At 44.1% G+C, this 11104-nt stretch carries 8 protein-coding genes; 3 read left to right on the top strand and 5 right to left on the bottom strand.

The features are described from left to right. Positions 1 to 195: 195 nt before the first annotated feature. The 5 genes from E5983_RS06785 to E5983_RS06765 form a co-directional block, all read right to left on the bottom strand. Positions 196 to 1182, bottom strand: coding sequence for a LacI family DNA-binding transcriptional regulator (locus E5983_RS06785; RefSeq protein ID WP_160333124.1), 987 nt, complete (start codon positions 1180 to 1182; stop codon positions 196 to 198). 12 nt (positions 1183 to 1194) lie between these two features. Further along, positions 1195 to 1986: a DUF1189 family protein gene (locus tag E5983_RS06780; RefSeq protein WP_160333123.1), complete on the bottom strand. Its 792-nt coding sequence runs from the start codon at positions 1984 to 1986 to the stop codon at positions 1195 to 1197. A gap of 78 nt (positions 1987 to 2064) precedes the next feature. Next, positions 2065 to 2907: a sugar ABC transporter permease gene (locus E5983_RS06775; RefSeq protein ID WP_160333122.1), complete on the bottom strand. Its 843-nt coding sequence runs from the start codon at positions 2905 to 2907 to the stop codon at positions 2065 to 2067. Continuing rightward, positions 2907 to 4199 carry a sugar ABC transporter permease gene (locus tag E5983_RS06770; protein ID WP_160333121.1) on the bottom strand — a complete coding sequence of 431 codons (1293 nt, stop codon included), beginning with the start codon at positions 4197 to 4199 and terminating at the stop codon, positions 2907 to 2909. Before E5983_RS06770 ends, E5983_RS06775 begins: the two co-directional genes overlap by 1 nt. Before the next feature lie 177 nt (positions 4200 to 4376). Continuing rightward, entirely contained in the window at positions 4377 to 5630 is a 1254-nt protein-coding gene (locus tag E5983_RS06765; protein ID WP_160333120.1) for an extracellular solute-binding protein, read from the bottom strand. Between the two features lie 312 nt (positions 5631 to 5942). Here E5983_RS06765 and malQ point away from each other — a divergent pair, with 312 nt between their 5' ends. Genes malQ through E5983_RS06750 form a run of 3 tightly spaced genes read left to right on the top strand, consistent with a single transcriptional unit; the run spans position 5943 to position 10879 of the window. Then, on the top strand, positions 5943 to 7451 hold the full coding sequence (gene malQ / locus E5983_RS06760; RefSeq protein ID WP_160333119.1) for a 4-alpha-glucanotransferase: 1509 nt from the start codon (positions 5943 to 5945) through the stop codon (positions 7449 to 7451). A 20-nt stretch (positions 7452 to 7471) separates the two neighbouring features. Next, positions 7472 to 8575: an ABC transporter ATP-binding protein gene (locus E5983_RS06755; protein WP_160333118.1), complete on the top strand. Its 1104-nt coding sequence runs from the start codon at positions 7472 to 7474 to the stop codon at positions 8573 to 8575. A gap of 36 nt (positions 8576 to 8611) precedes the next feature. After that, positions 8612 to 10879, top strand: a complete 2268-nt coding sequence (locus tag E5983_RS06750; protein ID WP_160333117.1) for a glycogen/starch/alpha-glucan phosphorylase — start codon at positions 8612 to 8614, stop codon at positions 10877 to 10879. Positions 10880 to 11104: the final 225 nt, after the last annotated feature.

The following is an 11104-nucleotide window of genomic DNA, read 5'->3' as shown; positions in this document are numbered from 1 at the left end:
ACACGTTTTCTAAAATCAATTCCGTATGCCATATCACTAGTATAGCACATACTGTTTATATCTCAAACAACTATACTCTCTAACAGCACACAATGCTGTTAGCCAAAGTCAATGAGGGTAGACTTTTGTTCCAGCCTCGCATGAAGAGAATAGCAAAAGACTGGAGTTCTGAAAACGCCAGTCTTTTTATGTTCATTACTGATCCAGCAGGTTATGGTCAACGATTTTTTGGTAGGCTGTCTGCTGATCTTTTTTATGGTCTTGGATAATTTGGAGAAGGGTCTCCACACATTCCTGTCCCAATTCCAAAGCCTGGATATCGACATAGGCTGTGACATCATAGGTTGGCGGTAGGGAGGTGAAGCTGATACAGGGGAGGTGGAGCTGGTGATCTTGGAGATAACTAGCGACGCCCTCAGCCAAAAGGCTGTCGGTTACAATGATGGCATCTAAGGGAATTTGTTTTTCCAGCATATTTTCCATGACCTGGTAGCCCTCATGAAACAGTAAATCCTTGGCAAAGTAGAGGAGCTTTTCGTCCATTGGGAGTCCAGCTTCCTCTAGGGCATCTTGGTAGCCCTGGAAACGGTCCTGGTTGACAAAATATTCCAAGCTTCCCGCTAGAAAGGCAATGCGTTTGTAGCCTTTGGACAGTAAGAAATGGGTGGCATCAGCTCCCGCTTGGCGGTTGTCGTTGTCCACCAGAGAAGTGAAGGGGTCTGTTGATTTGCCCAAAATGAGGAAAGGGAAATGTTGCTCCCGAACAAACTGAACCAGAGGATCCTGGGGTTTGGCGTAGAGGAAAATCAGCCCGTCGACACGTCTTCCCCGGACCATTTGCGAAATGGATTCGAGCCGCTCGGTCTCTGTTCTCCCGGTCGACAATAACAGAGCATAGTGGTGTTCGGAACTAATTTGACTGATCCCCCTTAGCACCGTTGGGAAAAAAGAGTTTTGGTAGAAAGCATCGGAATCGTCTGGCAAGACCAAACCCAGAACCTTGGTTTCACTACTAACCAAGCTGCGAGCATTGAGGTTGGGATGGTAGTCCAATTCCTTCATAATTCGACGAACACGCTCTTTGGTCGCCTGACTGATAGTTGGTTTGTCTTGAATGACGCGCGTGACGGTCGAAGGGGAGACCCCTGCCCGTTCCGCAACATCCTTAATAGTGACACGCATGATGAAAGCTCCTTAATGATCACGAAATTGCGTTTGGTAAAAAACCAAAGCGAGGGTAAGTAAGAAGAGACTATTCTGAACCAAAATCGATGTTGGCAGATCTAGGCCCAGCAAGCCCAGTAAGCAAGTCACTAGCGTTGGTAGTCCCAAGGAATAGAGAATGAGATGAAAGGCTTCCTGAAAGCCCTGGAGGCTATTAAAACGAGATTTGCTGACTAGATAGAGCAGGACAGCACTCCCCAAGCTGACCAAGAAAAAGTTAAGGCTTAGCAGGCCCAAGGATAGGGCAAGCAGAAAGAGACTGATCACCAAGCGGTTGCTGGTAAACCAAGCCAGATCTAAGGCTTGGCTCCAGGCTGCGGGATTGGCTAAGTCCTGGGTGTGGAGCTGGTCATAGGTCAAGCGTGCAACCTCCTGATTAGACTGGAGCAGGCGGGCATAATTGGCTTGAAATTCCCAGCTAAATCCTTCTGTCTGAGGAGCCTTGTCCCCCAGTACAATCCAATCGTGACCGACCTGCCAAGTGCTTTTCTGAGGCATTTGCGCTTGCCCGTGCTCAAAACGAAGCCCTGTGGCTGCCATCTGATCCAGTTGTTTTTGATCAAAAACCCGATAGGCTTGCGGAACCAGCTGTTCCAAGGGATAAGAAGTTCGTTGCAGGCTGGTCCAACTAACGGGAATCCAGGTCAAAGCCAAGAGGAAGAGCCAGGTAAAGAGTAACTGAGGCCAGTTTAATAGCTTCCGTTGCTCAAAGGCACGGCGGAAGGGCAGGAGATTTTGAAAATAGCTAAATGGGTAGGGCAAGATGGAATCCTTTCTAGGTGACCAAGGTTCATCAAGGAGACTTGACAAGGTCAGATAGTATAAAAAGGTGGGACAAGCTTATCCCTTGTCACCACCACTTGTTAAACCAGAAACAAAGTTCTTTTGTAGGAAGAAGAAGAGAATACAAATTGGCAACGCCGTTAACACGGCCCCGGCAGCGAAGAAGGAGATTTTTAGATTTTTAGGATCGCTGACGAAGGTACGGAGACCAACAGCCACTGTATAATATTCTTTTTCCCGTAAAAGGAAACTAGAGAGAATGTAGTCCCCAAATGGCGCCATGAAGGCCCAAAGAGCTTGAACGGCCACCATCGGACGAACCAGCGGAAGAACAATCTGCCAGAAGCGGCGGAAGTGTCCAGCTCCATCAATCCGAGCGGATTCATCCAAAGAAATGGGAACCGTATCAAAGTAGCCCTTCATCAACCAGGCATTCATTGGGATTCCTCCACCAACATAGAGGAAAATTAGGAACCAGCTTTGGTTGAGCGCATTGAGCATCAGCGCCATGACGAAGAAGGCGGTGAGAGCTGCAATGGTCGGTACCATCTGGATGATGAGGAAGAAGACCAAACTTTGTTTTCGAGCAATAAAGTTGTAACGGCTATAGGCATAACCAGCTAATACAACAATAGAGGTTTGAATTACCATTGTCAAGACCGCAATGATCAAAGTATTGATATACCAGGTCCCAAAAAGACTATCGGTAAAGAGTCCGCTAAAGTTATCTAGGGAAAGCTGAATATTGCTGTCCAACTTGAAGGCAACCAGGTTCCCCGATTTAAAAGCCGAAGACACTGTGATCGCTAAGGGATACAAAATAATCATTGATAGGAGGCCCAAATAAAGGTAGGTTAAGCCTTGATTGAGGCGTCTTTTAAAAGTAATTGAACGTTGCATCATACTTCCTCCATATCAAAAGCGTGTAATTTCTTGAAGGCAATCATGGAGATACCAATCACGATGATGGAGATAATCAGGGTTACGGCTGCCGCCATGGAGTATTGTGGGGCTGTGCCGGTTGTGAGTCGGTAAATCCAAGAAATCAAGATATCGGTTGATCCAGCACCACCACCGACACTTCCAGGTCCTCCTTCATTAAAGAGATAGATGATGGAGAAATTGTTGAAGTTGAAGGTGTATTGGCTGATCAAGGTTGGTGCAGCAACGGCCAAAATCATTGGGAAAGTAATCTTGGTGAACTTTTGCCAGCTGTTGGCCCCGTCAATATAGGCTGCCTCATATAAATCGTGGGGGATGGATTGTAGGATACCCAAGGTTAAGACATAGATATAAGGGAAACCGAGCCAGCCCTGCATGAGAATCAAGGCCACCTTACTCCAGAAGGGATCTGTTTTCCAAGGAATCAAGACCCCGTCTAAGAAAGGCAGAACCTTGGCAAAAGTTGGAATGACCTGTGTGTTAATGGCTCCGATGGAATCATTAAACATATTGGAGAAGGTCATGATGGTAATAAAGGCTGGAACTGCCCAAGGGAGTAAGAAAATAACCCCAAAAATCCGTTTGCCTTTAATAAAAGGCTGGTTGGAAATAATGGCTGTGAAAATTCCCAGTGTGATTTGCAAGGTAGAGGCAGCCAGGGCCCAAATAATGGTCCAGCTTAAAACAGATCCAAAAGCAGACCGGAAGGTGGATAACTGCCAAATATTCATAAAATTGGTCAAGCCAACCCACTCGAGGAGCTTGGCTGGAGGCAGGTGTTTGAAGTCGTAGTTGGTAAAGGCAATCAAAATAGTTACCAAGACCGGAAATACAATGGCAAAAATCATAGCTACATAGGAAGGGATAATGAGTAAGTAAGGGAAGCCATTTTCATAAATGGACTGGCTCATTTCCTTCCAGGTCTGTGCCACAGGTAGGCCTTGATTCCAACGATTGGCGGTGCGGTAAGCATCCCAGAGGTTGAAACCATAAAAAACCACATAGGCTAGAACAAAAATCAAGTGAAAGGTTCCTTGAATCAAGAGGAAGAGGGAATTATCCCGCCCCCGCATGGACCCCAGAGTGACCAAGCCCTGCAATTGGAAGAGGGCAATGCTAAAGAAATAAACGAAGAATAAGAGTGTGATCCCTAGAAAAATTCCTCCCTTAACTTTTTGGCGATTGTAAATCTGCCCCAGTCCGGGAATTAGGGATACGAGTAAGGCTTTTTTTGCGTTTGCTTGTTCCATAAATCAGTCCTCGAATCAGATAGCTTGGAGTGGGCTAAAGAGCTAGGTTAATCTGCAAACCCCTTTGTGCTCATGAAAATGAAGAGAGGCCAAGACCTAGAAGTCCCAGCCTGCTCCACATGACAGTTAGAGGTTTAGAGACATGAATCTCTTCTTACCCCGGAATAGAGAGATGGGTTACTCTCCGAATTTTTGATCAATGCTATCTTTGATGAGTTTTACAGCATCATCGGCAGCAGCTTTTGGCGCTTTTTTACCGCTAACAGCTTCAAAGAGCATGGTTGCTGCTGGATCCCAAACAGTTGACATTTCAGAGATACTTGGCATTGGTTGAGCAGAGTCAAATTGTTTCACAACGGCATTGGCCAATTCATCTTTGCTGTCTACAGCATACTTCCGCGCTTCTGTATTGGCAGGAACTTCATGGTTCTTGTCATAGAAGGCTTTTTGTTGGTCTGTAGAGGTTAGGAAATTGAGAAATTCCTGAGCCCCGTCAATGTTTTTAGAAGCGACAGGAATCACCCAAGCTTTACCACCGGCAAATGCTTCATAGTTAGATCCGCCAGGAAGTGATGGTATAGTTGCAACACCATAGTTGAGACTAGCATCTTTAAAGGCAGTAGCCTTCCAAGGACCATCAATCACAGCAGCAGTTTTCTTGTCTTGGAATTGGGATTCAATTAAGTTAGCAGCCCCTTTTTGATCCTGCATTCCTTTAGGCCATTTTTCATACCAAGTTTTGGCATATTCTAAGCCCTTGATGGAACCATCATTGGCAAGACCAATGTCCTTGGCATCTGTACCATCTTTTCCAAAGACGTAACCACCATTACCACTTAAGAGGCCGTAAGCATAGTAGAAGTTGACCCAGTCAGCTAGGAAGGCTGTATTTTTACCAGCTTCTCCTTCAAAGTTGTAAGCTGGATCTTCCGCCAACTTTTCAACTTCTTCAAAGGTTTTTGGTGCTTCTGGAAGCAAATCTTTATTGTAGTAGAGCACCAAGGTTTCAATAACTGCAGGAGCTCCATAGATATTGCCATCTGCAGCGGTTACCAATTTTTTCGTAGTATCATCTGTTTTACTGCCTTCATCCAAGCTTACTTCTGCCAACTGGCCATCGTTACCAAGACTGCCGACACGGTCGTAAGGTGCCATCATGACATCGACAACCTCACCAGACTGGTTATCCAAAGAGAGGTTATCCAAGCCAGTCAACTGATCTCCAGTTTTGATGTTGATTTTTGTACCGCTTTCTTTTTCAAAAGTTTTAGCAGCTTCTTCGATGAACGGTTTGTATTGCTCCTCTACGTAAACCGTTAGTTCTTTACTACCGGAATCAGCATTTTGTGAGCCGTTGCTGCAGGCTACCAAAACTCCTGCAAAAGCAATAGTCGAAAGAAGGGCAGTTGTTTTTAGAATTCTCTTCTTCATGAGGATCTCCTTTATCTAGCTCAAAAGAGCAAACGTTTTCTTTGAACAAAAAAATTATATCAAATATTGTAAGCGATTGCAAGAGATATTCAAAAAATTTTTATGATAAAATAAAAGCTGTAAAAGTTCCTATTAATAAGGACTTTTTATCCCTCAAAATGATATTTTTTCAGGAAACTTTCAAGAAAAAATTGAAAGTGGAAAAATACTCAAATTTATCTTGCTTTTGGCAGGTAAAAGGGATATAATGGCTATGCAAACGTTTTCGCAAAGTTTTGCGTAGACGAAATGGAAAACAGGCGAGGTATACTTATGAAGCAACGTCAAAGTGGTGTCTTGATGCATATCTCTTCCCTACCAGGGAAGTACGGGATTGGATCCTTTGGCCAATCAGCTTATGACTTTGTGGACTTCTTGGTCCGTACAAAACAACGCTACTGGCAGATTCTTCCGTTAGGGACAACAAGCTATGGGGATTCTCCCTATCAATCTTTTTCTGCTTTTGCAGGAAATACCCACTTCATTGATTTTGATCTTTTGATGCAAGAAGGTCTATTAGAAGAAGCGGATTTTGAAGGTGTTGATTTTGGACAAAATCCAGAAGCAGTCGACTATGAGAAGTTATTTTACAACCGTCGTCCGTTACTTGAGAAGGCTGTTGTCAATTTTCTGGCTAAGGGGGATAATCCAGAATACCAAGAGTTCCTAGAGGATTCTGCCAGTTGGTTGGATACTTTTGCGGAATATATGGCGATTAAAGAACACTTTGGTCAGAAGTCCTGGTTGGATTGGCCAGATGATGCAGCAAAAGTTCGCGAGCCTCGCGCTCTGGCAGAATACCGTGAAAATTTAGCTCCGGCCGTAAATTACCATCGGGTAACACAGTATTTCTTCTTTAAACAATGGTTGGCTTTAAAAAGCTATGCTAATGAGAATCATATTGAGATTGTTGGAGATATGCCAATCTATGTAGCAGCAGACTCGTCAGAAATGTGGTCTCAACCTCGTTACTTCAAAACCGATGAAGCAGGTCGTCCGTCTTGGATTGCCGGTGTTCCACCCGATGCCTTTACAGCAGAAGGTCAACTATGGGGAAATCCAATCTATGATTGGGATGCCATGAAGGCTGACAACTATTCTTGGTGGATCAAACGTCTCCAAGAAAGCTTTAAAGTTTACGATGTGGTGCGGATTGACCACTTCCGTGGCTTCGAGTCCTACTGGGAAGTACCAGCTGGAGCTGAAAATGCGATTGGTGGCCGTTGGGTTAAGGGGCCAGACTATGATCTTTTCAAAACCGTTAAAGAGGAATTGGGAGATCTAAATATTATCGCGGAAGACCTCGGTTATATGACCCAGGAAGTGTATGATTTCCGTGAAAAAACAGGTTTTCCGGGAATGAAGATCTTAGAATTTGCCTTTGATCCACATGGAGATAGCCAAGATATGCCGCACTATGCGAAAAACAATTCCGTAATGTATACTGGTACTCACGATAATGATACGGTTGTTGGTTGGTATGAAAATGAGGCTGACGAAGAAACACGTCGATTCATGGAATTGTACACCAATAAGCGTGAAGATGAGTCAGTGCCTGCAGCGATGTTGCGGACGGTTTATTCATCTGTCAGCTTTATGGCTATTGCGACGATGCAAGATCTTTTGGGTTTGGGAAGCCAGGCACGGATGAATACTCCATCGACCCTTGGACAGAACTGGGTATGGCGGATGACAGAGACGCAATTAAACCAAGAAGTAGAAGACCTACTTACCTACCTCACTGTGACTTATCGCCGTTCTAACGAGAACTTGTCGAACTAAGAAAGGAAAGGACATTTCCTATGGCAACTTTATCCCTCAAAAACATTTACAAACGTTATGACAATGGATACGAGGCCGTTAAAGATTTTAATCTGGAGGTGGCTGACAAGGAGTTTATTGCTCTGGTCGGTCCATCCGGATGTGGGAAATCGACGACCCTCCGTATGATTGCCGGCTTGGAAGATATCACCCAAGGGGAATTTTACATTGATCAAGATTTGGTCAATGATGTGGAGCCGAAAGACCGTGACATTGCCATGGTTTTCCAATCCTATGCCCTTTATCCACATATGACCGTCTTTGAAAACATGGCCTTTGCTTTGAATTTGCGTAAGGAATCCAAAGAAGAAATTAAGAAAAAAGTGGAAGAGGCAGCTGAAATCTTAGGCCTTAGCCATCTCTTGGACCGATTGCCTAAAGCCCTATCGGGTGGGCAACGGCAACGGGTTGCCTTGGGACGTGCGATTGTGCGCGCTCCGAAGGTCTTCTTGATGGATGAGCCCCTGTCCAACTTGGATGCCAAGTTGCGGGGTGATATGCGGGCTGAAATTATCCGCATCACCCAACGTTTGGGAGCTACGACCATCTATGTAACTCATGACCAAACGGAAGCCATGACCATGGCGGATCGAATTGTGGTTATGAATATTGGGGTTGTGCAACAAATTGGGACACCTAAGGAAATCTATGAAAATCCACGGAACTTGTTTGTCGCAGGGTTTGTGGGGGCGCCAACCATGAACTTTATTCATGGCCGTATTCAAGGGGACCACTTTATCTCAGAGGATGGCACAGACTTTAAGTTAGGCCAAGGTCAATATGCCCAGTTGAAAGCTAAGGGCTATGATGGTAAAGAAGTGATCTTGGGCATTCGTCCAGAAAACATTTCGAATGATCCCCTGGTTTTAGAAACCTACCCGCAGTCTCAATTTGAGGCAGATGTTGATTTTGCAGAACTCTTGGGTGCAGAGTACATTGTTCACACTCACCTAGGCAAGACCAATCTCAAAGCAATTGTTCACAGCCGCCAAGACGTTCACATGGGCCAAAAAATGTCCTTGGCTCTGGATATGAACCGAGCCCATTTCTTTGATAAAGAAACTGAAGAAAATATTTTACATTAATTGATAGAAAGACGATTTAGGAGATAGAAGATTAACATGCTAGATTTTAAAGACTATATGAGTCAAGTACAGCAAAAAAACTTGGCTGATTGTTCAAACGAAGAGATTTATGTAGCTTTGTTGAATTATACAAAGGAATTCTCTGCAGAACTTCCTTACAATGATGCTAAGAAAAAACTCTACTACATCTCAGCTGAATTTTTGATCGGAAAACTTTTGTCCAACAACTTGATCAACCTTGGCTTGTACGAAACAGTTAAGGAAGAATTGGCAGCTGCAGGGAAAAGCTTGGCAGAAGTGGAAGAAGTTGAATTGGAACCATCCTTGGGGAATGGGGGCTTGGGACGTTTGGCAGCCTGCTTCCTTGATTCCATCGCAACTCTGAACTTGAACGGAGATGGTGTTGGTTTGAACTACCATTACGGTCTTTTCCAACAAGTCTTGAAAAATAATGAGCAAACAACAATTCCAAACCATTGGATCGAAGAGCAAAATTGGTTGATCCGTTCAGAGCGGACCTATGACGTACCATTTGCTCACTTTACCCTCCACTCAACCCTTTATGATATTGATGTACTAGGTTACAAAACTGGTAAGAAAAATCGCTTGCGTCTCTTTGATTTAGACACAGTTGATGGAGCAATCATCCACGATGGTATCCAGTTTGATAAGACTGATATCTTGAAAAACTTGACCCTTTTCTTGTATCCAGATGATTCAAACCGCCAAGGGGAATTGCTTCGTATCTTCCAACAATACTTCATGGTCAGCAATGCTGCCCAATTGATTTTGGATGAAGCGGTTGAAAAAGGAAGCAATCTGTATGACCTTCCAGATTACGCTGTTATCCAAATCAACGATACTCACCCATCCTTGGTTATCCCAGAAATGATCCGCCTCTTGCAAGAACGTGGACTCAGCTTCACAGATGCGGTAGCCGTTGTGAAACGCATGACAGCCTACACCAACCACACCATTCTTGCGGAAGCTTTGGAAAAATGGCCATTGGACTTCCTTGAAGAAGTGGTACCACACCTTGTTCCAATCATCAAACAATTGGATGAGGATGTGAAGGCGAACTACAAAGATAGCTCTGTTGCAATTATCGATGAGAATAACCGTGTCCACATGGCGCACATGGATATCCACTATGGATACTCTGTTAACGGGGTAGCAGCTCTTCACACAGAGATTCTTAAAGATAGCGAGTTGAACAACTTCTACAAACTTTACCCAGAAAAATTCAACAACAAAACCAACGGAATCACCTTCCGTCGCTGGTTGATGCATGTGAATCCAGAATTGACCAACTTGATTGACCAAGAAATTGGTCGCGATTGGCACCACGATGCAGAGCTCTTGCAAGGTCTGTTGACTGTTGAAAACCGCGCAGCTGTGAAAGAGCGTTTGGAAGCTATCAAGCGTGACAACAAAGAGAAATTGGCTAAACACTTGAAGGAAAAACAAGGGGTTGAACTCAACACCCATGCGATCTTCGATACGCAAATCAAACGCCTTCACGAGTACAAACGTCAACAAATGAATGCTCTTTATGTGGTTTACAAGTATTTGGATATCAAAGCTGGCAACATCCCTGCTCGTCCAGTAACCATGTTCTTCGGTGGTAAAGCAGCACCTGCTTACACCATCGCCCAAGACATCATCCACATGATTATGACCCTTTCTGAGATCATTAAAAATGATCCAGCGGTGGCACCGCACTTGCAAGTGGTTATGGTTGAAAACTACAACGTTACTGAAGCAAGCTACTTGATTCCGGCGACAGATATTTCTGAACAAATCTCACTTGCTTCTAAAGAAGCTTCTGGTACTGGTAACATGAAATTCATGTTGAACGGTGCCCTTACCTTGGGAACTTCAGATGGTGCCAATGTGGAAATCCACGAGTTGGTAGGAGATGACAACATCTTCATCTTTGGACAAGATAGCCAAACTGTTATTGATCTTTACGAAACACATGGCTACGATTCTTACCACTACTACGAAAAAGAAGGCATCCGTCCATTGGTCGACTTCATCGTTAGCGACCAAATGCGTGCAACTGGTCAACCAGAACGCTTGGAACGCCTTCACCATGAGTTGATGAACAAGGACTGGTTCATGACCCTACTTGATTTGGAAGAATACATCCAAGTCAAAGAAGCAACCTTGGCTGCTTATGAAGATCGTGATAGCTGGTTGGACAAAGTTCTTGTCAATATCGCGATGGCTGGCTTCTTCTCATCTGACCGTACAATTGCTCAATACAATGAGCAAGTATGGCACTTGGAACCAACTAAATAATTTTTTGAAAAAGCAAAAGAGGCTGGGACAAAAACCCCTCTGACTAACGCAAAAAGCAACGGTTTTAAAGCCGTTGCTTTTTGCCTTATGGAGATAGTCTTGATACAATATAATTAGGACAAAATACTGAGAAAGGCTATCCCATGTACATTCACTATAACACAAATCAAACCACCTTACCACTAGAAATTGCTTCAGTCTTACCACAGGATCATATTGTTTTCA

The sequence above is a fragment of the Streptococcus danieliae genome (assembly GCF_009767945.1).
Classification (GTDB): Bacteria; Bacillota; Bacilli; order Lactobacillales; family Streptococcaceae; genus Streptococcus; species Streptococcus danieliae.
The sequence above is the reverse complement of the archived record's forward strand: the minus strand, read 5'-3'. Positions and strand labels throughout refer to the sequence as shown.

Excerpts from the sequence above, each read along its gene's own strand:
- E5983_RS06785 (WP_160333124.1), bottom strand. The coding sequence starts at position 1,182 with ATGCGTGTCACTATTAAGGATGTTGCGGAACGGGCAGGGGTCTCCCCT.
- E5983_RS06775 (WP_160333122.1), bottom strand. The coding sequence starts at position 2,907 with ATGCAACGTTCAATTACTTTTAAAAGACGCCTCAATCAAGGCTTAACC.
- E5983_RS06770 (WP_160333121.1), bottom strand. The coding sequence starts at position 4,199 with ATGGAACAAGCAAACGCAAAAAAAGCCTTACTCGTATCCCTAATTCCC.
- E5983_RS06765 (WP_160333120.1), bottom strand. The coding sequence starts at position 5,630 with ATGAAGAAGAGAATTCTAAAAACAACTGCCCTTCTTTCGACTATTGCT.
- malQ (WP_160333119.1), top strand. The coding sequence starts at position 5,943 with ATGAAGCAACGTCAAAGTGGTGTCTTGATGCATATCTCTTCCCTACCA.
- E5983_RS06755 (WP_160333118.1), top strand. The coding sequence starts at position 7,472 with ATGGCAACTTTATCCCTCAAAAACATTTACAAACGTTATGACAATGGA.
- E5983_RS06750 (WP_160333117.1), top strand. The coding sequence starts at position 8,612 with ATGCTAGATTTTAAAGACTATATGAGTCAAGTACAGCAAAAAAACTTG.